Annotated in this window: 19 protein-coding genes; 7 read left to right on the forward strand and 12 right to left on the reverse strand. The window is 63.7% G+C overall.

Annotated features, from left to right (window positions below):
• Positions 1-22 precede the first annotated feature (22 nt).
• From BUE39_RS12490 to BUE39_RS12500, 3 genes are all read right to left on the reverse strand, one after another.
• Positions 23-856, reverse strand: a complete 834-nt coding sequence (locus BUE39_RS12490; RefSeq protein WP_073428967.1) for an ABC transporter ATP-binding protein — start codon at positions 854-856, stop codon at positions 23-25.
• On the reverse strand, positions 850-1,881 hold the full coding sequence (locus BUE39_RS12495) for an ABC transporter permease (RefSeq protein WP_073428968.1): 1,032 nt from the start codon (positions 1,879-1,881) through the stop codon (positions 850-852). The genes BUE39_RS12490 and BUE39_RS12495 overlap by 7 nt, the downstream gene beginning before the upstream one ends.
• Before the next feature lie 361 nt (positions 1,882-2,242).
• Entirely contained in the window at positions 2,243-2,824 is a 582-nt protein-coding gene (locus BUE39_RS12500; protein ID WP_073428969.1) for a TetR/AcrR family transcriptional regulator, read from the reverse strand.
• Between the two features lie 228 nt (positions 2,825-3,052).
• Here BUE39_RS12500 and BUE39_RS12505 point away from each other — a divergent pair, with 228 nt between their 5' ends.
• Both BUE39_RS12505 and BUE39_RS12510 read left to right on the forward strand, forming a co-directional pair.
• Entirely contained in the window at positions 3,053-4,147 is a 1,095-nt protein-coding gene (locus tag BUE39_RS12505; RefSeq protein WP_073428970.1) for an alkene reductase, read from the forward strand.
• A 67-nt stretch (positions 4,148-4,214) separates the two neighbouring features.
• Positions 4,215-5,003, forward strand: a complete 789-nt coding sequence (locus BUE39_RS12510; RefSeq protein ID WP_073428971.1) for an SDR family NAD(P)-dependent oxidoreductase — start codon at positions 4,215-4,217, stop codon at positions 5,001-5,003.
• Between the two features lie 96 nt (positions 5,004-5,099).
• On the opposite strand, the gene BUE39_RS12515 is transcribed toward BUE39_RS12510, so the two are convergent.
• The 6 genes from BUE39_RS12515 to BUE39_RS12540 all read right to left on the reverse strand — a co-directional run bounded on the left by BUE39_RS12515 (position 5,100) and on the right by BUE39_RS12540 (position 13,179).
• Positions 5,100-6,098 (reverse strand): NADPH:quinone oxidoreductase family protein, encoded by a 999-nt coding sequence (locus BUE39_RS12515; RefSeq protein WP_073428972.1) that lies wholly within the window; start codon positions 6,096-6,098, stop codon positions 5,100-5,102.
• Between the two features lie 146 nt (positions 6,099-6,244).
• Positions 6,245-7,897, reverse strand: coding sequence for an AMP-binding protein (locus tag BUE39_RS12520; RefSeq protein WP_073428973.1), 1,653 nt, complete (start codon positions 7,895-7,897; stop codon positions 6,245-6,247).
• A 14-nt stretch (positions 7,898-7,911) separates the two neighbouring features.
• Entirely contained in the window at positions 7,912-8,637 is a 726-nt protein-coding gene (locus BUE39_RS12525; RefSeq protein WP_235004869.1) for a nitroreductase, read from the reverse strand.
• A 122-nt stretch (positions 8,638-8,759) separates the two neighbouring features.
• Positions 8,760-10,118 (reverse strand): MFS transporter, encoded by a 1,359-nt coding sequence (locus BUE39_RS12530; RefSeq protein ID WP_073428975.1) that lies wholly within the window; start codon positions 10,116-10,118, stop codon positions 8,760-8,762.
• 249 nt (positions 10,119-10,367) lie between these two features.
• Complete coding sequence (locus BUE39_RS12535) at positions 10,368-11,975, reverse strand: tannase/feruloyl esterase family alpha/beta hydrolase (RefSeq protein WP_073428976.1); 1,608 nt, start codon at positions 11,973-11,975, stop codon at positions 10,368-10,370.
• Positions 11,976-12,156: 181 nt separating this feature from the next.
• Positions 12,157-13,179: an AraC family transcriptional regulator gene (locus BUE39_RS12540; protein ID WP_073428977.1), complete on the reverse strand. Its 1,023-nt coding sequence runs from the start codon at positions 13,177-13,179 to the stop codon at positions 12,157-12,159.
• Positions 13,180-13,419: 240 nt separating this feature from the next.
• Here BUE39_RS12540 and BUE39_RS12545 point away from each other — a divergent pair, with 240 nt between their 5' ends.
• Both BUE39_RS12545 and BUE39_RS12550 read left to right on the forward strand, forming a co-directional pair.
• A complete protein-coding gene (locus BUE39_RS12545) occupies positions 13,420-14,187 on the forward strand; it encodes an SDR family NAD(P)-dependent oxidoreductase (protein ID WP_073428978.1) in 768 nt (255 codons plus the stop codon).
• A 183-nt stretch (positions 14,188-14,370) separates the two neighbouring features.
• Complete coding sequence (locus BUE39_RS12550) at positions 14,371-15,579, forward strand: acetyl-CoA C-acyltransferase (RefSeq protein WP_073428979.1); 1,209 nt, start codon at positions 14,371-14,373, stop codon at positions 15,577-15,579.
• Positions 15,580-15,663: 84 nt separating this feature from the next.
• On the opposite strand, the gene BUE39_RS12555 is transcribed toward BUE39_RS12550, so the two are convergent.
• Positions 15,664-16,584 (reverse strand): LysR family transcriptional regulator, encoded by a 921-nt coding sequence (locus BUE39_RS12555; RefSeq protein ID WP_073428980.1) that lies wholly within the window; start codon positions 16,582-16,584, stop codon positions 15,664-15,666.
• Between the two features lie 148 nt (positions 16,585-16,732).
• Between BUE39_RS12555 and BUE39_RS12560 the strand changes: the two genes are divergently transcribed.
• The 3 genes from BUE39_RS12560 (at position 16,733) to BUE39_RS12570 (ending at position 20,421) form a co-directional block, all read left to right on the forward strand.
• Positions 16,733-17,674 carry a hydroxymethylglutaryl-CoA lyase gene (locus BUE39_RS12560; RefSeq protein WP_073428981.1) on the forward strand — a complete coding sequence of 314 codons (942 nt, stop codon included), beginning with the start codon at positions 16,733-16,735 and terminating at the stop codon, positions 17,672-17,674.
• A gap of 7 nt (positions 17,675-17,681) precedes the next feature.
• On the forward strand, positions 17,682-18,833 hold the full coding sequence (locus tag BUE39_RS12565) for a CaiB/BaiF CoA transferase family protein (protein WP_073428982.1): 1,152 nt from the start codon (positions 17,682-17,684) through the stop codon (positions 18,831-18,833).
• A 148-nt stretch (positions 18,834-18,981) separates the two neighbouring features.
• On the forward strand, positions 18,982-20,421 hold the full coding sequence (locus tag BUE39_RS12570; protein ID WP_073428983.1) for an MFS transporter: 1,440 nt from the start codon (positions 18,982-18,984) through the stop codon (positions 20,419-20,421).
• Between the two features lie 52 nt (positions 20,422-20,473).
• Here BUE39_RS12570 and BUE39_RS12575 read toward each other — a convergent pair whose 3' ends face one another.
• Both BUE39_RS12575 and BUE39_RS12580 read right to left on the reverse strand, forming a co-directional pair.
• A complete protein-coding gene (locus BUE39_RS12575) occupies positions 20,474-21,760 on the reverse strand; it encodes a DUF3422 family protein (RefSeq protein WP_073428984.1) in 1,287 nt (428 codons plus the stop codon).
• 80 nt (positions 21,761-21,840) lie between these two features.
• Positions 21,841-22,692, reverse strand: coding sequence for an alpha/beta fold hydrolase (locus BUE39_RS12580; RefSeq protein ID WP_073428985.1), 852 nt, complete (start codon positions 22,690-22,692; stop codon positions 21,841-21,843).
• Positions 22,693-22,747: the final 55 nt, after the last annotated feature.

Consider the following 22,747-nt stretch of genomic DNA (forward strand, 5'->3'; position numbering starts at 1 on the left):
GTTTATCGATTGTGGTAGCCGTTCAGGTGTCGAGTCCGAGTTGCGCGAGCACCTCGCGGCGCAGCGCCACCAGTTTCGGATCGTCGCGGTGGCGCGGATACGGCGCGTCGTTGCGCACTTCGGCAATCACACGCGCCGGCCGCTCGCTGAAGACGATCACGCGAGCGGCGAGCAGCAGCGCTTCTTCCACGTCGTGCGTCACCAGCAGTACGGAAAAACGAGCGTCCTGCCAGAGCCGCGCCAGTTCACCTTGCATGCGGATGCGCGTGAGAGAGTCGAGCTTGCCGAACGGCTCGTCCAGCACCAGCAGCGCCGGATCGTTGACGAGCGCGCGCGCCAGCGCGACCCGCTGCGCCATGCCGCCCGACAGTTGATGCGGAAACGCCTCGGCGAAATCGCTGAGACCGACCAGTTCGAGCGCGGCGTCGATGCGCCGTTGCGCCTGTTCTTCCTGCGCGCCGCCGCGCCATGCAAAGCGTGCGCGTTGTGCCTGCGGACCGATCCCCACGTTGCCGCGTACCGTGCGCCACGGGTACAACGTGGGGTCCTGGAACACCACCACGCGCGACGGATCGGGTCCCGTGATCGCCGCGCCGTCGGCCTGCACGCTGCCTTGGGTCGGCGTATCGAGTCCGGCCACGAGCCGCAGCAAGGTGGACTTGCCGCAACCGCTCGGGCCGAGCAGCGCGACGAACTCGCCCGGCTCCACGGTGAAGCTGACATCGTGCAGCACCGGCAACGCCGCGCCGCGCAACGCGAATTGATGACTGACGTGGCGCACGTCGATGCGCGCGCCGCCGGAGAGCGGAGCCGCGACAGCGGCGGACCGATTCAATGCTTCGGCTACGGCTACCATTTGAGCAATCCTTTTTGCCAGGCCAGCAAGCGGTCACGCAGACGGAACAGCAACGTGATCAGGCCGGAACACATCAGCGCCATCACCAGTAGCGCGGCATACATATTCGAATACGCGGCCCAGCCCTGAGCCCACTGCAAATACCAGCCGAGCCCCGCTTTCACGCCCATCATTTCCGCGACGATGAGCACCGAGAACGACGCGCCCAGCCCCATGAACAGACCGACGAACACCGATGGCAACGCGGCCGGAATCGCCACGCGCAGAATCAGAAAAGCGGGTCTCGCGCCGAGCGTGCGCGCGATGTCGTAATAAGCCGGATTCACCCCGGCCACGCCCGACCAGGTCAGCACCGCGACCGGGAACGCGGTCGCCAGCGCGATCAGGAACACGCTCGCGCTAAAGCTCGATGGAAAGAAGAAGAACGCCAGCGGCAGCCATGCGGTGGCCGGCAACGGACCGATCAGACGCAGCACCGGATGCACCCAGTAACTCACCGCCTGCGACCAGCCGATGCTCACGCCCGTCACGAAGCCCGCGGCCGCGCCGAGCACGTAGCCGTAGGCGAGCAAACCGAACGAATGCACGACGCTCGTGCCGAGCCGCGGATAGTCCTCGGCATACACGCCGATCAGCGCTTGCGGCGGCGCGAAGAACGGCCGCGGCAGCCATTCGAGTTGCGCCGTGACGGCTTCCCATGCGCTCACGCCGAGCGCCAGCGCGAGCAGCCACGGCATCGCGCGAAGCCATGCGCCGATGCGCGTGGGCGTGGCCGCCGTCGCGGAAGGACCGCGCCATCCCGCGATCGCGGTTGCCGCCGCGAATGCCGCGAGCAGCAGTTTGAGCGCGATGAATTCGTTCGTGTACGGCCAGTCGTCGAGACTCGGCCACCACTCGGTCAGCGCCGCGCTGGTCAACCAGGCTAACGCGGCGAGCCCGGCTATCAGGGTGGCGCGGATGACGTCGCGTGAAGCCGTATCGCCGGCCTCGCCTCGCGCCGCGATCGAATCGAACTGGGTGGACATAAAAGGCTGCGGCCTCCTTGCCGGTTTGGCTGAAGCCTTGCATGGTAGCCATGCCGTTCCTGCGTGCAAAACGACGAATTCGACTATGCAAATCGGCAATCGCGTTTGCGCCTTTTTCGCGCTGCGCGAGCAGCAGGATTCGAACGTCCGCTGATTTTCTTATGTGCAATGATTGGTTGGATTCGAGCACCGGCGAACTTAACGTGAGAGCCGACGGCCTGTGAGCCGGCGGCATACGTCTCGTTGAGTGCTTCGGTCGGCACGCGCATCATTCGAAGCGGGGTTTCCGCTTTACCGCAAACCTGCAGGCCGTTCTAACGGAGCGCGGCTGAGCGACCACGGCTGCCGACTTGCGACCGCGCTAGGGTTTCTTCGGCGCGCACAGGCGTGAAAGCGCTGCTGACTGACAGGCATCGAGAATTTCGTCCGCCAGAGGCGAGTCATCGGGACAGGCTCGTGAGAGCATGACCGCGCCCACGACCTGCGCAATCGCGTCGATTGCTCTCGCTCGCGCTTCTCGCCGAGCCGCCACCTTCCTGGCGCCATGTTCGTTTTCAAAACTCGCCAGCAGCCGTTCAATACCATCGGCAAAGGCTTGCTTGACCTGCTTCGGCTGACGCGCGGCGTCCGCGGATAACGCCGCCATCGTGCAGCCGGTGCCAGCATCGTCACGGTGCTCTCGCGACAAATACTGCTTGATGAACGCGGCAATGTCGGCGCCCGCGGTTTTGGCCGCCGACTGCGAAAAACCACAGGCCGCGGCCTCCGCCATCAGGTCGGCCTTGGAGCCGAAGTGCTTATAGAAGCCGCCGTGGGTGAAGCCGGCGGCCGCCATCAAATCCGCCACGCCCACCCCGTCGTAGCCCCGCTCACGAAACAGCGTCGAAGCGGTCTCGACGATGTGCGCCCGGTTCGCCTGCGCCTGCGCTTTAGTGACCTTCATGTTCAGGGCCTCTCTCTTCGGCTAACGCCACGCTAAAGTCCTCACTATACATTGATGTCGCTCATCATCAAAGACGTTGACATTTTTGATTACGAGCATCATCATTAAGCGAATCGCATCGGAATGGCGATGCATTCGTTTATCGGCGCCGGAAGAACGACTCCGGCGCTCACATGTGCGCGCATCCCGCGCCCCGGGTTCTCCAGACATCCACGCTATAGGCACGACATGACCCACAAGTCGCTCTTCGATTCCTGCACTCTCGGTGCGCTGACGCTGTCCAACCGTATCGTCATGGCCCCGTTGACGCGCAATCGTGCGGGCCAGGGGCTGGTGCCCACCGATCTGACCGCCACCTACTATGCCCAGCGCGCCTCGGCGGGCCTGATCATCACCGAGGCCACCCAAGTCTCCGCTCAGGCCCAGGGCTATCAGGACACCCCAGGCCTGTACACCCAGCATCAGATCGACGGCTGGCGCAAGGTCACCGATGCGGTCCACGCCCAGGGCGGCCGCATCTTCGTGCAGTTGTGGCATGTCGGCCGTATCTCGCACGTCGATCTGCAGCCGGATGGCGCCGCGCCGGTCGCGCCCTCGGCCATCCGCGCCGAGACCAAGACCTTCGTCAATAACGGCTTTGCCGATGTTTCCGAGCCGCGGGCGCTGCAACTGGACGAACTGCCAGGCATCGTGAACGACTTTCGCCAGGCTGCGGCCAACGCGATCGAGGCGGGCTTCGACGGCGTCGAGATCCACGGCGCCAACGGCTATCTGCTGGAGCAGTTCATCAAGGACGGGGCGAATCACCGCACCGACGCATACGGCGGTTCCATCGAGAACCGTGCGCGCCTTCTATTGGAAGTCACTGCCGCGGTCGTTCAGCAAATCGGTGCCGACCGCACGGGCGTGCGCATCTCGCCGGTGTCGCCAGCCAACGGCATCGCCTGCAGTGACCCGCAGCCACAGTACGACTACATCGTCGAGCAGCTCAGCGCGCTCGGCGTCGTCTACCTGCATGTCGTCGAGGGGGCCACCGGCGGCCCACGCGACGTGGCGCCGTTCGACTACGCCGCACTGCGCAGCCGCTTCAAGCAGACTTATCTCGCCAACAACGGCTACGACCTCGGCCTCGCCACCGCCAGCCTCAATGACGGCAAGGCCGATCTGTTCGCCTTTGGCCGCCCGTTCATCGGTAATCCGGATCTGGTGGGGCGCCTGAAAGCCGGCGCGCCGCTGGCGACGTTGAACCCGGCCACACTCTACGGCGGCGGCGCCGAAGGCTATATCGACTACCCCACGCTGGCCGAAGCCAGCACTAGTTAATCAACCGGCACGGCCGCCCCGATTGCTGGGCGGCGACGGTCCACACCCAACCCACGGAACCGACAAGATGAACACCCTCCCCACTGTCCTCATTACCGGCGCCTCCTCCGGCATCGGCGCGATCTATGCCGAGCGCCTCGCGCGCCGCGGCCATCCTCTCGTTCTCGTCGCGCGCGACAAGGCGCGGCTGGATGCACTGGCTGCCCGCCTGCGCGACGAAACGAAAATCGACGTCGAGGTGCTCCGGGCCGACCTGACGCAGCCGTCCGATCTGGCTGCGGTCGAATCCCGTCTGCGCGAAGACGCCGGTATCCGCATCCTGATCAACAATGCCGGCCTCGCTCAATCAGGCGGCTTCGTCGAGCAGACCGCCGACGCCATCGACCGTCTGGTGACGCTCAATATCACCGCCCTGACGCGGCTTGCGGCCGCCATCGCCCCGCGCCTCGCGCAGGCCGGCGAAGGCGCGATCGTCAACATCGGCTCGGTGGTCGGTCTCGCGCCCGAGTTCGGCATGTCGGTCTACGGCGCGACCAAGGCGTACGTGCTGTTCCTGTCGCAGGGCATGAGTCTGGAACTGGCGCCCAAGGGCGTTTATGTGCAAGCCGTGTTGCCGGCGGCCACGCGCACCGAGATATGGGAGCGCGCCGGCATCGACATCAACACGCTGCCCGAAGTCATGGAAGTGGGTGAACTGGTCGACGCGGCGTTGGTCGGCTTCGACCGCCGCGAATTAGTCACGATACCGCCGCTTCACGTCGCCGAGCGTTGGGACGCGCTCGACTCCGCACGCCAGGTTTTGCTCTCCGACATCCGGCAGGGAGAGGCTGCGGAGCGTTATCGGGCAACTCACTGATGCTGTCCGCCGATAGGGCGATGAATCATCCCGGCCCCCGTTCGGTTCAGGTCACTGGCGCTCGGTGAACAAACCCCCGGCATCGAGCGGCATGCGTCAGCCAGCGTCGCTCGCACCGACGGCCGCGCCGGGAAGCACGACGATTTTCCCGCGCCTGCCGCGGTCGAATGTTGCCAGCACAGCGTCTCTTGCATTTGCGAGAGCGAAAGTGATGGTCGCAGGCGGCCGAAGGTGGCTGCGGGCAACCATCGAGAACAGCGCGGTGCGTACACGCCGCGCCTGTTCCGGCCGGTTGGCCAGGAAGTACCGTATATCGACGCCATGCAAGGTCGCGTTCTTGAGAAGCGCCAGATTGACCGGAAGCGACGGAATGGCGCCACCCGCAAACCCGATCACGAGATAGCGGCCGCCTTTGGCCAGGGAGCGGAACGCCGGCTCCAGCATGTTTGCGCCGACCGGGTCGAGCACGACATCGACGCCTTCCGGCGCGACTCGCTTGAGCGCCTCCCGCCAATCCGGAAGGCTGTAGTCGATCGCAGCCACTGCACCCAGCTCGCATGCGGCTTGACGCTTGAACTCGCTCGACGCCGCCGCGATCACGCGCGCCCCGGCATGCACGGCAAGCTGAATCGCGGCGGACGACACCGCACCACCCGCGCCAAGCACGAGCAACGTATCGGCGGCCGTCAACCGTCCCTGATCGAACAACGCATAGTGTGCCGTCTGATAGTCCACCAGCATGGCTGCGGCAACGGGCATCGGCAGCTCGCCGGGGACAACGTCCACGTCGGCGGCGTCGACCACCACGTATTCCGCCAGGCCTCCGCCAAGCTGCCACGTGACGACGCGATCACCGACAAGTTGCCCCGTCACGCCCGAACCGACGGCGTCGACCACGCCGGCAATTTCTCCGCCCGGCACGTAAGGCAAGCGCGGCTTGATCTGATAGCGGCCTTGCATCATCAGCCCGTCGACGAAACCAAGAGCCGTTGCTTCGATGCGAATCCGCAGTTGGCCGTGTTCGGGCTCTGGCAACGGCTCATCGACCAACGCATAGGAGCCGAGATCGAACGCTGTTCCTGAGAAGCTTTGCACGCTTTACCTCCCTCTCGAACATCATGACCAGCGCGCGCACCAATACGCCGCACCGATACGCCGCACCGATACGCGCGAATACGGCCGCACTCGACCGACCGTAGTCGCACTTTACAGCGCATGGCGCGCTCAGCGGACCCACAGCTTCATCCCGCCAGCCTCGTGATCGCTACCCGGCTGCCCGCTTGCTCGCGCAGACGAAACTTCTGGATCTTCCCGGTAGCGGTCTTGGGCAATTCCCCGAAAATCACGCGACGCGGGCATTTGAAATGCGCCAGTCGCTCCCTGCAGAACAAGATGACATCCTGCTCCGTGATGTGGGAGGCATCCGGCTTCAGTTCGATAAACGCACAAGGCGTCTCGCCCCATTTGTCATCCGGCTGCGCGACCACGGCCGCGTTCAGAACGCCCGACATGCGATAAATGACCTCCTCCACCTCGACGGACGAAATGTTCTCTCCGCCCGAGATGATGACGTCCTTGGAGCGGTCGGTGATCTGGATATAGCCATCGGAATGAACGACGGCAAGATCGCCGGTATGGAACCAACCGCCGGCGAAAGCTTTCGCCGTTGCGTCGGCATTCTTGAAGTATCCCATCATCACCGTATTCCCGCGGACCAGAACCTCACCGCATGACTTGCTATCGGCGGGCACCGGTTCGAGCGTCGCGAGATCGGCGACCGACATTTTCTCGAACGCCGCCGCGCGTACCCCTTGCCGCGCTTTCAGTTTCCCTTGTTGCTCCGGCGACAACGTATCCCACTCGTCGTGCCAGGCACAGCTGATGGGCGTGCCGGAGATCTCGGTAATTCCAAAGACATGGTCGACGTCGAATCCCATCGCGCCCACGGCCTCCAGAACCGCTGCCGGCGCCGGCGAGCCGGCGGTAAGGACGCGCACCCGACGCGGCAGCGGCTGCCGTTCCGATTGAGGCATGCTCGCGATGCCTGAGAGCACGATCGGCGCCGCACAAAAATGATCGACCCCGTGCTCGGCGATGGCGGTGAGAATATTCGCGGCATTCACCTTGCGCAAACAGACGTGCGTTCCCGCCGCCGCAGTAATCGCCCATGTGAAGCACCAGCCGTTCGCGTGGAACATGGGAAGCGTCCACAGGTAAATCGGCGCACGCGGGAGCGGCCAGTTCGTCATCTGCAACAGGCTCATCAGATAGGTGCCGCGGTGGCTCGGAACGACGCCTTTCGGATCGCCGGTTGTGCCTGAGGTGTAGTTCAATGCAATGGGCGTCCACTCGTCGAGCGGACGGCGGCCCGCAAATGCCGGATCACCGCTCGCCAGCAGCGACTCATAATCAGTTTCCCCGATGGCGGGGCCGTCAGGCGCTTCGTGATCGTTGATGTCGATCACACGCGGCGGATTGGGAACCGACTGCAATGCTTTCTCGACCAGCGGAGCCAGTTCGCGGTCCACCAGCAGAAGCTTGCATTCTCCGTGGCGCAGAATGAATGCAACACCGTCGGCATCGAGGCGGCAATTGATGGCGTTGAGCACAGCCCCCGAGAGAGGCACGCCGAAGTGTGCCTCGAGCATGGCCGGCGTGTTCGGCGCGATGATCGACACCGTATCGCCCGGTTCGATCCCCAACTGAACGAGCGCCGACGCGAGGCGATAGCAACGCTCGCGCGTTCTCGCCCACGTCTGCCGGAAGCCGCCATGAACGATCGCGGTTCGATCCGGATAGACGTCGGCGGTTCGATCGAGGAAGGTCAGTGGCGTCAATGGAACGTGGTTTGCCGCGTTCTTCTCGAGTCCTCGAGAATAGGCCGTTGCACTCATGACTTTGTCTCCATTCATTCTTGGTAGAAAGTAGTGAAATCGCCGACCGGACTGCGCTCCGTGACCAGAGAGTTCTCGATGCAGTTGTGATCCGCATAACCCAGGCTCATTCCGCACACCAACATGTGGTTGTCGGGAATGGACAGTTCGTTGGCGATGACACGGTGGAACTTGTTGAAAGCCGCCTGCGGGCAGGTGTCGAGGCCTCGCGCCCGGGCCGCAATCATCACGCTTTGCAGGAACATACCGGTGTCCAGCAGACTGCCTTCACGCATGACCCGGTCGACCGTGAAGAACAGGCCGACGGGTGCGTCGAAGAAGCGGTAGTTGCGGCCGTGCTGCACATGCATCCGCTCCTTGTCGCCCTTCTCGATGCCCAGCAGGCCATACAGGTTCCAACCGACCTCACGCCGGCGATCCACATACGGTGCGATCCATTCGCGCGGGTAGTAGTCGTAGGGCTCGTCCAGATCGGAACTGCGCGCAGGATCGTCATTGATCTCGTTGATGGCGGCAGACAGGCGCGACTTCATCGCGCCTGTCACGACATGCACATGCCAGGGCTGGATGTTCACGCCGGTCGCGCTGAAACGGGCAACGTCGAGGATGGACTCGATTTGCCCGCGAGAAACCGGTGTGGGCAGGAAAGCACGGACGCTGCGCCGCGTGACGAGTGCCCAATCGACGGCCCGGTTCACGTCGGCAAGCGAGCTCAAGGGAGAAGGAGATAGACGGTCCATTTCGATGCCGGCATTGAAAGTTGATCTGCACTGAGCCATGTCGTGTTTGTCGAGGGTAGAGCCCCATACGAGCCGCGTTGTTCGCACGCATCCCGGCCATGAAGCGGCATAGGACGGAAACGTCAGCGCCCCGCGCTACCCTGAACCGCGACAACAGGCACGGTGTTCGAGCGATGCGAGTCGGCACGTGTCTGGTTGATCAGCGTCACCGCCGCCGCACCGATGAGGCCAGCCACGCCGATTGCCATGAAATTCTGTTCGAGCGGCAGCTTCAAGGAGACGAGCCAACCAATGAGCACCGGAGCCACGATGGCGCCGACCCGGCCCACGCCGGAAGCAAAGCCGACACCGGTAGAGCGGATCGCATGAGGATAGAAGTCGCCCGCATAAGCGTAGGCCAGCAATTGCGTACCGAGCGTCGATGCGCCGACGACGAACACAACGGCAAACAACGACACGGTCGACTTCGTGTAGCCCATCAGTGACAGCGCAACCGCCCCGACGATGTAAAACGCAATCAGCACCCGCTTGATGTTGACCTTGTCGCTGAGCCAACCGCCGAAGATCGCGCCGGCAATCGCGCCGACGTTGAAGACGATCACGAAGTTCAAAGCCGAACCCAGGCTATATCCCGCCATGGCCATCAGCTTGGTCAACCACGAACTGAGCGCGTAGACCATGAAGAGGCCCGTCATGAACGCGACCCAGATCATCGTGGTACTGAAGCCGCGGCCATCCTGGAAGAGCCGTCGCACCGAAGCGTCCTTGCTTTTGTCCGACGAAGACTCTGCAAACTGCTCCTGACCGCTCAACGGATAGTCGGGCACCAACCGCTTCATCACCGCACGCAGTTCGTCGCGCCGGCCGCTTTTGACCAGGAAGGTCATCGAGTGCGGCATCGTTTTGATGATGAACGGGATCAGCAGCACTGGCAGGCCCGCGGCAAAAAAGACGGATTGCCAGCCATAGCTGCCGATAAGCTGCTTTGCGGTCAGCGCCACCAGAATCCCGCCAATGGAATATCCCGCGAACACCAGCGTCACCAAGCGCGTACGCAGCGCGTTAGGCGAGAACTCCGCCATCTGCGCGGTGACGATCGGCAAGACTCCGCCAATGCCCAGGCCGGCGATGAATCGCGTGACGCTGAAACTGATGGGATCGCTCGTCAACCCGGCGGCCGCCGTGAAAAGACTGAACAGGGCCACGCACACGCACATCATCATGGGTCGACCGAAACGGTCAGCCAGCGTGCCAAGGAAAATGGCCCCGAGCATGACGCCGAAAAGCGTCGAGCCGGCCATGACGCCGGCGCTGGTCGCGTCGATGCGCATGTCCTTCATGATCGACGGCAGTGCCGCACCCACGACGGCAAGATCGTAGCCGTCGAGTATCAGCATCAACACACACCAGAACAGGACAAGGGTATGAAAGCCATTGAATCTGGCCTGACCCGCGAGTGAGTGCACGTCTATCTGGTTCATGTCGTCTCCTTCGGTTTAATGTCGTGGATGAAGTCCACGCGGGCTCCAACGGCGCCCTCGATGAGCGGCCTTGTCGCGGCTCGGATCGGCCGTTGGTACCCGGCTGTAATCAGTGTGAGATGGACGCGGCTGGCAGTCCATGTCCATCAACTTCAATCTGAATGAGGTCGCCGAACACCGGCGTTGCCGGCGTTCACCCGTGACGAATGGACATGGCCGTCGTTGCGACCGCCTGCGGCGACCTGGCTGCTAATCCGGCGATACGCACGTAAAACTGGACGCTGCGTTCGGGTCGCCGGACCCGTTGTACGCCGGGTACCGCGGATACCTGCAGAGCGGCCGCTCCATTCCTTTCCCGGGATCGACGCTGCGCGTGGCGACGATCTTGCGGCTGGATGGCTTGACCCCCTTCTCGATCCACTCGAACATCGGATTCACGAGATCGACCATGTCGGGTCCACGGCCACCGTTGGGCGTGGCGGCACAATGATCATTCCCCGGAAGCACGTAGTACTCGACGAACTGATCCGCCGCGGATTGCCCGCCCGCCGAAACAACGAGCTTGTTGTAGTAGTCGGTGGTGTTATTCAGGGTGATCAGCCAGTCCGTCGTTCCGTGAAAGAGCATCAGTTTTCCGTTGCGAGCCCTGAAGCCGCCGAGATCGGGGTTGACCGCATCGATCAGGTTCGCGAGATAGTCGAGCCGCGTGGCGTATGCCTGGGGCTCCACGAGCAGTGGATCGACCGAAGGATCCTGCGCAACGAAATACCGCATGTAGTCCCCACCCAGGATCTGATAGGTGGTTCCGCCCACGGCTTGCCATGAAGCGTCGTCAGCGGTCTCCCCGCCTCCTTGGGGGAAAGCGGGCCACGTGTATCGCCCGCCCGCGACGCTTGTCGGCTCGTACAACGTTCTGGCGGACTCGAGTTGCGCGTCGGTGAGACAAGCGTCCGAGTCGGCGGCATTGCACCTCAGTGCCGTCAGGTCGACCTTGCAGGCCTCCGGCCTGCTGATGATGTTGTCCTTCAGTCCATCCAGTTCGTCGCACCGGGATTGCATGAAGTTGGCGATAGTCCGCACCTTGCCGACGCTCAAGGCGGCGCCCGGCTTTGCAAGCTGCCTGAGGATCTTTTGGTACCAGAGAAATTGACCTGTGTACGCATTTGCAGGGGCTCTGGCGATGATGCCGTCGAACAGATCGGGGTGGCGTTGAGCCTGAATCAAAGCCTGCCGCCCGCCGCCCGAGCATCCCTCATAGACGAACCTGGTGTTGTCGAGAGAACCGCCATAGCGCTTGTGCAGAATTGCCTTGGCGGAGGCGAGCACTTTTGGCACGGCAGCGTAGGCATAGTCCTCCAACATCTGCGCGTCGAGCGCGAAGGAGCCTTGGGGATGTTTCGCCGCATCGTGCCCGTGGTTCGTCGCGATGGTGGCGTAGCCCTTCTCAGCGACGCCGGGGCTATATGCCGTCTCGTAGATGATGCCGTCGAAACCGCCGCCGCCCATGAAAAGCACACGGTTGTTCCATGTCGTAGGCATTCGGACTTCGAAGGCGAGTTCCTTGGGCAGTTCACCGCGAACAACGCAGGCTTCGGGCACGGAGCCGGCCGCGGGAACCAGGGCGGCCTTCGTGATCGTGGCTCCTTCAAACTGCTTGTTCAGAAGCGCGTTGCAGGCGGCTTCGGCAGTCGTTGCCGACTCCCCGGTTGCCAGGTCGTTACCGCCACAGGACGCGAGTACCAGGCAAGCCGCAGCCGGAATGAGACGGGAACGAACGAAAGCCCTCGGGCCAACGCTGTGTGCGCCTTTATGTACCAGGCCTGCCGAACTGGTGGAAGTCGTGCTGATAAGAGTCATGTTGTCTCCGTGCGTGACGCTCGTTATGTCGCGTTCTTCGCAGCGGCAACCGCTGAATCCTCAGCAATAAGTCGTTGTTGGCTGGACCGTTGGCACCGTTGCAACCGCAGTGTCAGCCTGGTTGGTCTCGCGATCCATGTCCGCGGACTTCAGCTTGAATGAGGTCTCTGGACATGCCGCGTTAATCGGGCGAAACCGCCCTGCCGTGGCGGTACATTCCGGGGCTGGCCCCGGTCCACTTCCTGAAAGCCCGGTGAAATGCACTGGTTTCCTGAAATCCGGTGCGCGCGGCGACTTCGGCGACCGTGAGAGAACTGCTGGAAAACAGCTCGATGGCGATGTCGCGGCGCAATTCGTCTTTCAGTTGCCGGTAGCTCGTGCCTTCGGCCAGCAGGCGGCGTTGCAGCGTGGCCGAGGACAGATTCAGCAACTGCGATAGCGCGTCGAGGTCGGGCCACTCGTCGGGGACCTGGTTTCGCAAACGGCGCCTTACCACGGCAGTCGTGCTGGATTCGTTGCGATATTTAACCAGGATATTGGCCGGTGCGTTCTGCAGGAATGCATGCAGGCTCGTTTCCGTCCCGGACAGTTTGAGATCGAGGAAACTGCGATCGAACCGGATCAGGGTTTCGTCGGCGGAGAATGTCACGTCCTCGCAGAAGCGCATGCGGTAGTCGCTGTCATCGATTGGCGCACAAGCACGAAACCTCATCTCGATCAGCGGAATCCGTCTGTGTGCCAGCCAACACGCAAGCCCGTGCACGAGGATGAACCACGTACCGTAGGCAAACAGGCGGCGCGTCAGGCCGTCGTCATGCAGGATGATCAGCGCGTGCTCGCCCTCGCAGCGTAGCTCCCCATGAATGTCGTCGAGAACCGCACGCAGAAACTTCAGCATGCGACGCAACGCGTGTTCCAGGTTCTCGGCATGCAGAACCGCGTGGCACATCAGCGCGTAACTGCCCCGGCGCAGTGGATGGCTGTCCAGACCGAAAAACTCGTCGTCCATCAAGTCGGCCAGCGCCGCCCATAGGCGCGAAAAAGCTAACGCGGGCACGCGGGCTCTCGGGGCATTCAACAATTCCGCCGCGATGCCGGCGTGCTGCAGTGCGGCCGGCACATCCAGATTACGTTGCGTGGCGACCAGAATCGCTTCACGCACCAGGCCGATAGACGTTGTGCCCTTGTCTTGAGCGTCATTCATGGTCAGGTTCCACCCACAGAAGTGCACTGATGTTAATCGCTGCCGGGCGCCAGCGAAACCTGCCACGACTGGGCGCCACCGGTCATCGGCCGACGAGCATCGCGGCAATCGAATCCCCACGACATGTCCGAAAGGCTCATGCATGAAGAGGTCCATGGGCATGGGCTTACTCTCGCCCGACGCTTAGCATCACCAGCCAGTAGATCGTCGCGAACGTGTGCTCATTCCCGGGAGACAGAAGTGCGGATTCAACATAAAGGTTTCGTCGTCACAGGCGGCGGCTCAGGGCTCGGCGCCGCCACGGCGCGCCGTCTGGTGGCGGGCGGCGCCCGCGTGCTGCTCGTGGACCTGAACCACGACGCCGGTACAGCGCTGGCGGCGGAACTGGGCAGCCATGCTCACTTCGCCAGGGCCGACCTATCCGACGCAGCCAGCGCGGAGAGTGCGTTGGCCGCATTCCGCGACACCTTCGGCACGCTGCATGGCCTGATCAATTGCGCAGGCGTCGCACCCGCCGAGAAAGTGCTCGGACGTGAAGGCCCGCACGCGCTAGAAAGTTTCGCGCGCACCGTTCAGATCAACCTGATCGGCGCCTTCAACATGGTGCGGCTGGCCGCGGCCTGCATGGCCGGGAACATGCCGGAGACCGATGGCGAGCGCGGGGTCATCATCAATACCGCTTCAGTCGCGGCCTTCGATGGTCAGATCGGGCAAGCGGGCTACGCCGCCTCCAAAGGCGGCGTCGTGGCGATGACGCTGCCTATCGCGCGCGAGTTGGCCCGCCATGGCATTCGGGTGGTCACCATCGCGCCCGGCATCATGGAGACGCCGATGCTCAAAGGCATGCCCACGGAGGTACAAGACGCCCTCGGCAAGATGGTCCCCTTTCCCGCGCGCCTTGGACGGCCGGATGAGTTTGCGGGCCTTGTGCTGCACATCCTCGACAACACCTACCTCAATGGCGAGGTGATTCGCCTTGACGGCGCGATTCGCATGGCGGCCAGATGAATTCAGCCTCTGGCGTACGCATGACGATTGCTGCTGCCGCCTTGCTTCCGTTGGCTTCGGTTGGCTTCGGTCGGCTCCAGTTAACCCGACTCGCCGAATCCGGATTGGGTCAGTTGATTCATCGACCACCAAACTTTCCTCACCCCTTGCAACGCCGCCATCGAGCGGCGCATGGAGACTCGCATGCCTGCCTTTTCGACTTCCCATGATCCCGTCGTCATCGTCGCCGCCGCCCGCACGCCGCTGGGTGGTTTCCAGGGCAACTTCGCCTCGCTGACAGCGCCCCAACTGGGCGCCAACGCCATCCGTGCCGCCGTGCATCGGGCCGGGCTCCAGCCGGAGGCCGTGGACGAGGTGCTCATGGGCTGCGTGCTGCCCGCCGGCCTCGGCCAGGCGCCCGCCCGTCAAGCGGCGCTGGCGGCGGGCTTGCCGGTCTCAGCGGGCTGCACCACGATCAACAAGGTCTGCGGCTCGGGGATGAAGGCAACCATGCTGGCGCACGACCTGCTGCTGGGAGGGAGTCAAGAACTGATCGTGGCCGGCGGCATGGAATCCATGAGCAACGCGCCCTACCTGTTGCCCAAGGCCCGCTCGGGCCAGCGCCTGGGGCACGACCAGATGCTGGACCACATGTTCTTCGACGGCCTGGAGGATCACTACGGCGCCGCCTCCGACGGCCGCCTGATGGGCACCTTCGCCGAGGACTGCGCGCGCCATTTCGGTTTCACGCGTGAGGAGCAGGACGCCTATGCTTCCACCTCCACGCTGCGCGCGCAGCAGGCGCAGCGCGACGGCCTGTTCCGCTGGGAAATCACGCCGGTGACCGTGCCGGGTCGCAGCGGCGAGAAACGCATCGATGACGACGAGGCGCCCGCGAAGGCGCAACTGGACAAGATCCCCACCCTCAAGCCCGCCTTCGCCAGGGACGGCACGGTCACGGCGGCGAACTCCAGTTCGATCGCGGATGGGGCGGCGGCCCTGGTGCTGATGCGCCAGTCCACCGCGCGCGCGCGTGGTTTGGCACCGCTGGCGCTCATCCGTGGGCACGCCACACAGTCACAGGAGCCGGCCTGGTTCACCACTGCGCCCGTGGGCGCGATCCAGAAGTTGCTCGCCAAGGTGGGCTGGCAGGTGGGCGACGTGGACCTGTGGGAAATCAACGAGGCATTCGCCGTGGTCGTCATGGCCGCGATGCGTGAACTGTCGCTGCCGCACGAGCGCGTGAACGTGCATGGCGGCGCCTGCGCGCTGGGTCATCCGATCGGCGCAACGGGCGCGCGCCTCATCGTGACGCTGCTGGGCGCGCTTCGCCAGCGCGGCGCGAGGCGCGGCGTGGCGAGCCTGTGCATCGGTGGCGGCGAGGCCACGGCGCTGGCGCTTGAGATCGTCTGAGCAACATCGTTCCAACATCGTTTCATTTACAGCGCACGGGCCGTGGCATCACGATGCGATCTCGAACCGCAATCGTCGCGGCTCTCAGGACTTCACCGTCGACGGACGTTCGACCCGGCTCACCAGATAGTCAACCATGCGCTGTGCGGCCGGCTGCAACGCATCGAAACTCTTGAAGCACACGACGAAACGGCGATGTGCCCAGGCATCGGTGAGAGGAATGATCCTGATTCCAAGCGCCGGCCGATACGTCTCGGCCACCTCCACCGGCACGACGCTGATCCCGAGCCCGGCCGCGACCACGCGAAACGCCGCATCGAAGCTCGATACGATCACCCGGTAGGACACGGTCGTGCCCGCGCTCGCCGCCGCGCGCTGCAGCATCGTATGAACGGCCGTCGACGGCAGCAATCCGACATGCTCGTACTGCAAGGTCTGATCGAAGCGCAGCGACGCCTCGCCAGCGAGCGGATGATCGCGATGGACCGCGAGCGCGAGCCGGTCCTGCCGATACGGACGATGCTGAAGCCCTTGCAGGTCGACGTTATCCCAGCACACGCCGATGCTCGCCGCGCCTTCGCGTAACTGCCGCACGAGATCGGACGACAGTCGTTCCTCGACATCGACCCGGATGTTCTGATACTCGGGTTCGCGCATGAATGAAGCGATGTCGTCGAGCAGCGCCTCCGCGATCGCGGAGGCCGACGCGCACACGCTCACGCGTCCTTTCAACCCGCCGCCGAATGCGGCGACGTCGCTTGCGATGCGCTCCATCGTGAAGAGCACGTTGCGCGCGTGTTCGAGCAAGGCGATGCCCGCCGCCGTTGGCTGGACGCCGCGCCGCGAGCGCGACAGCAGCGGCACGCCCAGTTCGCTCTCAAGTTGCGCGATGCGCTTGCTGATCGCGGACGGCTCGATGTGCGCCTCGTCCGCCGCCCGCGCGATATTGCGGTGATCGCACACGGCCACGAAAAGCCGCAGCGTCTTGAGGTCGATGTCGCGCATTCGCAGTCTCCAGGTCGCTCGCTCAGACATTCCCGATTGGAACGCCAACCGTTCCAAAATACCGCTTTAAGGTTTCGTTGGAATGTCTAAAGTTAGCACAACGCCGGCAACCCGACGACCGGCACGAGACAAACGGAGACAGCACTCAATGCCCTCGTTCCCCATGAACGTCGTCATTCGCGAAGTCGGTCTGCGCGACGGCCTGCAAAGCATCCAGACGATGCTTCCCACGAAACACAAGATCGAATGGATCGGCGACGCCTACGCCGCCGGCCAGCGCGAAATCGAAGTCGGCTCGTTCGTGCCGGCGCGGCTTTTGCCGCAACTCGCCGACACCGCTGAACTCGTCGCCTACGCGAAGACGCTGCCGGGCCTCGCAGTCTCGGTGCTCGTGCCGAACCTCAAGGGCGCCGAGCGCGCCATCGATAGCGAAGCCGACGTGCTGCTCGTGCCGCTCTCCGCGAGCCACGAGCACAGCCTCGCCAATCTGCGCAAGACACCCGATGAAGTCGTTGCCGAAGTGGCGCGCATCCGGGCCGCACGCGATGCCGCCGGTTCGAAGACGCTGATCGAAGGCGGCATCGGCACGGCGTTCGGCTGCACGATCCAGGGCCGCGTCGATCAGGCCGAGGTGCTGCGCTGCATGCAGGCCTTGCTCGATGCAGGCGCGGATCGCGTGAGCATCGCCGATACGGTCGGCTACGCCGGCCCCGCCGCCGTGCGCGATCTGTTCGAGAAGGCCCGCGAGATTGCGGGCGAGCGCTTCTGGTGCGGCCACTTCCACGACACGCGCGGCCTCGCGCTCGCCAACGTGTACGCGGCGCTCGAAACCGGCGTCGCACGCTTCGATGCGACGCTCGCCGGCATCGGCGGTTGTCCGCATGCGCCGGGCGCGAGCGGCAACGCGTCGAGCGAGGACCTGGCGTTCATGCTCGCCGACATGGGCATCGAAACCGGCATCGATATTCCCGCCTTGCTGGCACTGCGCGCAAAGGTCGCGCGATGGCTCGAAGGCGAAACGCTTCACGGCGCGTTGTGGCTCGCCGGACTGCCCAAAACCTTCACGGTTCCGGCTGCGCTCAACGCTTGAGGACATCATGAGCAACGACACCCGACTTCCCCTCGACGGCGTGCGCGTCATCGAATTCACGCACATGGTCATGGGGCCGACGTGCGGCATGATCCTCGCCGATCTCGGCGCCGAGGTCATCAAGATCGAGCCGCCCGGCGGCGACAAGACCCGCAAGCTGCCGGGTCTGGGGATCGGCTTCTTTCGCTCGTTCAACCGCAACAAGAAGAGCGTCGTGCTCGACATCAACACGCCGGAGGGCAAGGAAGCGGCGGTGGAACTGATCGGCACCTGCGACGTGATGCTCGAAAACTTCCGCCCCGGTCTGATGGCAAAGCTGGGCCTCGACTACGACACGCTGTCGAAGCTATACCCCGGCCTCATCTACGTGTCGCACAAGGGCTTTCTGCCAGGGCCGTACGAGAAGCGCCTCGCGCTCGATGAAGTCGTGCAGATGATGGGCGGCCTGTCCTACATGACGGGCCCGATCGGTCGGCCGCTGCGCGCGGGGACGTCGGTGAACGACATCATGGGCGGCATGTTCGGCGCGATCGGCGTGCTCGCCGCGTTGCGCGAGCGCGAACGCACCGGCCAAGGCCAGGAAGTGCAGAGCGCACTCTTCGAGAACTGCGTGTTCCTCTGCGCGCAGCACATGCAGCAATACGCGATGACGCGCGAGCCGCCGCCGCCGATGCCCGCGCGCGTGTCGGCGTGGAGCGTCTACGACGTATTCACGCTGGCGGACGGCGAGCAGCTTTTCATCGGCGCGGTCAGCGACAAGCAGTTCATCACGCTGTGCGACGTGCTCGGCCGCCCGGATCTGCCAGCCGAACCGCGCTTCGCAACCAATGCGTTGCGCGTCGCGATCCGCCCCGAGTTGCTCGACGTTCTCGGCGTCATTCTCAAGGATCATCGCGTTGAAGAACTGTCGCCGAAGCTCGAAGCGGCCGGCATTCCGTATGCGCCGATCGTGCGCCCCGAGCAACTGCTCGACGACCCGCATCTGAAGGCGAGCGGCGGCCTCGTGCCGATGGAAACCGACGACGGCGGCATGACCGAAGTCGTGCTTCTGCCGCTGACGATGGGCGGCCGGCGGCCGGGCGTGCGCCAGGCGCTCGCGCGCGTCGGCGAGCACACGCAGGAAGTGCTGTCGCGTCTGAAGAGCCGGGTGAGCGCATGAGCTTGCGCACTGAACGCGCATCGAATCACGGAGCGGACTAAACGGCAGATCGCTTGGGCCGTGCGCGAGCAGCGTGCGGCCCATCACCTTCATACCGGCAGGCGTGCACACAAAAGAATGCCGCCGGTGCACAAAGCAGGAGACAAACATGCAGCAGACCGTCACCGCGGGCAGCCCCCCGCTTGCGTCGCCGAACGTTCGCATCGGCATCGACCCCGGCGCGGAAATCTCCGCGCGCATGGATCGACTGCCCATCACGCGGCATCTCTGGATGCTCGTGTTCCTCATTTCGCTCGGCGGCTTCTTCGAGGTCTACGACCTGATCTTCACCGGCTATATCGCGCCGGGCATGGCGAAGAGCGGTCTGCTCAAGACCACGACGAGCGCGTTCTTCGGCTTCACCGGCATCGCCGGCTTCATCGCCGCGACGTTCGCGGGGCTCTTCGTCGGCACCTTCGGGTTCGGCTGGCTGCCGGACCGCTACGGGCGCCGCGCCGTGTTCACCTTTTCGCTGCTGTGGTACTCGGTCGGCTCGGCGATCATGGCCTTCCAGACGACGCCCGAAGGCGTGATCCTGTGGCGCTTCATCACGGGCATCGGCGTGGGCGTGGAGATCATCACGATCGACAGCTACGTCACCGAACTGGTCCCGCAACACATGCGCGGCCGCGCGATGGCGTTCAACCAGATGGTGATGTTCGCGGCCGCGCCGGTCGCGGCGATCCTCTCGTACTGGCTCGTGCCGACGACCGTGTTCGGCATCGACGGATGGCGTGTCGTGGTGCTCGCGGGATCGATCGGTGCGGTGCTCGTGTGGTTCATCCGCCGTGCCGTGCCGGAGAGCCCGCGCTGGCTCGCGACGCACGGCCACGTTGAGAAGGGCGAGCGGGTCGTGGCGAAGATCGAGGCGATCGTCACGCGCGAGACAGGCCAGCCGCTGCCGCCGCCGCTACCGGTGATCGAGCAGCCCGCGCATCGGCGCGCGTCGTTTGCGGAGCTGTTGCAGCCGCCGTACCGCTCGCGCTTCATCATGCTGATCATCTTCAACTTGTGCCAGGCGATCGGCTATTACGGCTTCGCCAATTGGGTGCCGACGCTTCTGATCGGCCAGGGCATCACCGTGACGAAGAGCCTGCTGTATTCGTTCATCATCGCGTTCGCGATGCCGGCGGGCCCGATGCTCGCGATGCTCTACGCCGACAGGATCCAGCGCAAATGGCTGATCGTCGGCGGGGCGTTTGCGGTGATCGTTTGCGGCCTGGCATTCGGGCAAGTGAAGGAAGCCGTGCCGCTCATCATTCTCGGCGTGCTGATCAGTCTCGCCGGGCAGACCATTTCCGTATCCTTCCACGCGTACCAGGCCGAACTCTTTCCGACCGCGGTGCGCTGCCGTGCGAGCGGTATCGTGTATTCGGTCAGCCGCATCGGGGCGATGATGTCGGGGTTCTTCATCGCCTTCCTGTTACGCGATTTCGGCGTCGCGGGTGTGTTCACCGGCATTACCGGCTGCATGCTGGTCGTTGCCGTGGCGATCGGCGTGTTCGGACCCAGGACCAACGGCGTTCGACTCGAGGAGCTGAATCGGTAAGTTCCATGACGCGCTCAGTTCCGCTTTCGGGCTCACGTTGCAGATGCCGTTTTCATACCGATGTCGGCAATTCCGACTTGCGCACCGTGTGCCTTTCCTTGCTGCGCCGGATCGCCGTCATGACCAGCAAGACGACGGGGGCAATCAACAATCCTTCCGCCAGTTCCGGATCGAGAGGGAAATGCAGTGTATGAAGCGCCTTGAATCCGGCCGACGCCAGCGAGAGCACGTAATAGGAGATCGCGGCCACGGACAGACCCTCGACCGCGTGTTGCAGCCTCAACTGGCTGCGCGCGGTCTGATTCATGCCTTCCAGTAAGCGGGTCGTGTCCTCTTCCTGCGCGAGGTTGACGCGCGTGCGCAGCAGATCGACGGCTCTCGCCACCCGTCCAGCGAATTGTTCGTGGCGCGCCCAGACCGTCTTGCACGTCTCCATCGCCGGAGCGAAGCGCCGCTCCATGAATTCGGCGATCGTCGGCATCCCTTCAATGCGTTCTTCGCGCAGCTCGTGAATGCGCGCAAGCACGAGTTTTTCGTAAGCACGCGACGCGCTGAAGCGCCCGCTCGACCCCGCCAGTGACTCGATGCGCACGGCAAGATGCGTGAGACGCACCAGCAGTTCCGCATCGTTGCGGCGCCCCTGGCTCGTGTCCATGCTGTGCATCAACGGCTGAAGCGCCGACTGCAATTCGTCGAGACTTCTGCCCAGTTCGCGGGCGACCGGCAGCGCCAGCAGGGCCATCATCCTGTATGTCTCGATCTCGTAGAGGCGCTGCAGGAGACGTCCGCCCTGCTCTTCCCGGAAGCCATCGTCGATCACGAGAAATCGCGAGAAGCCGTCGGACCGGATGGTCCAGTCGCAGTAAACCTGTCCGCCGCCCAGCACCGTGCTGCCCACCAGAATGGCGCCGTCGATCCACTGACGCACGCTCTGACGTGCCGCACCGGCTGCATCGCCCGACACGAGTTCCATCCGGGCGGCGACGAACCGCTTGCCTTCAAAACCGTGAAACCATTCAGAAGGAACATGTTCCTCCGCCAGATCGGAAAAGTAGTCCGCGTCATGGCGTTGCGCGACGAACGTGAAGGTGGAGAATTCGGTGTGCCTCTCCCATTTCAATTGCTTCTCGTCATTCCACCGTGCCGAGTAATGCGTCGTTCCCTCGGCGGGAATCGCGAGGCCGGTCAGTCTGCACAGCGATCGAAGCAGTGCTTCGTGAACGGAAGGGTCGCCGTCGGCATAGATGGCAAAGTGGGTAAGCGCCACTGATCCGCCGATCCTGAGAAACGGCCGCGCATGCAACTCGCGCGCGAGGCTGGCGCGCAGAAAATGGTCCATGGCTGATCTTCTTTCTGATTGTCCTGCGCGTCGTCGCGCGATCGGGACCAACCGGCGCTAACCGGTACTAACCTGTACTATCAGGCGCTCACGAAGGCGTGGACGAGCCGGTTGAATACCGCTGGTTTCGCGACGTTCATTCCATGCGACGCGCCGGCAATGGTTTGTTTGTCCGCGTAATCGATCCAATCCGCGAGCTTTTCAACGTTGTTGCGAAACATGCGAGGGCTCTTTTCGCCCTCGATCAGCAACGTCCTGCACTTCACGTCACGCGCCGCGTCATGTGAGTACGCGGGCAAAGGATCTCTAAACTGCTTCGGCAACGTGACGGCGTTGTCGATCGCCATGGTGCGAAAGCTCGCGGGACTCTTGCGCCAGAAGCCGGGCATGCTCACCGAGTCGACGAATAGTTCCAGTCCCGCATCGATCGCACCGCTCTCGATCAGATCGGCAACCTTGGCGCGAAGCACATTGGTCGCGGGCGGCAGCGCTGCTTCCGGCGCCCGATCGATTTGCAACGGGCCGCCCGGATCAGCAAGCGTCAGCGTTTTAACCAATCGCGGATACTCGCGCGCCACGTGGAAGGCGACGCAGCCACCCCGCGAGTGCCCGACCAGATGAACCGGTCCGAGGTTCATTGCGGCAATGAACTCGGCAAGCTCCGCGACGTGCGTCTTCCAGCCGAATTCCCCTTGAATGCATGCATCGGAAGCCGGCCAGTAATGGCTGAGACTGACCGAAACGCAGAGAAAATGCTTCGAGAGAAAATCCGTTTGACCGCTCCAGTAGCGGTAATCGCAAAGCGATCCATGCACGAACACCAGTGGCGCTCCCGAACCGCTGACCACATAGGGCACGCAAATGCCGGAGGGGACGGTGGCAAAGCACAACTCCGGGACAGCAAGTATTGAGGGGTCGGTTCGCGCGTTCATGCATGGGCTCCTTTTACAGCACTATGCACGACGCAATAACCTAAGAAAATCGCGT

This window comes from Paraburkholderia terricola, from assembly GCF_900142195.1.
Classification (GTDB): domain Bacteria; phylum Pseudomonadota; class Gammaproteobacteria; order Burkholderiales; family Burkholderiaceae; genus Paraburkholderia; species Paraburkholderia terricola.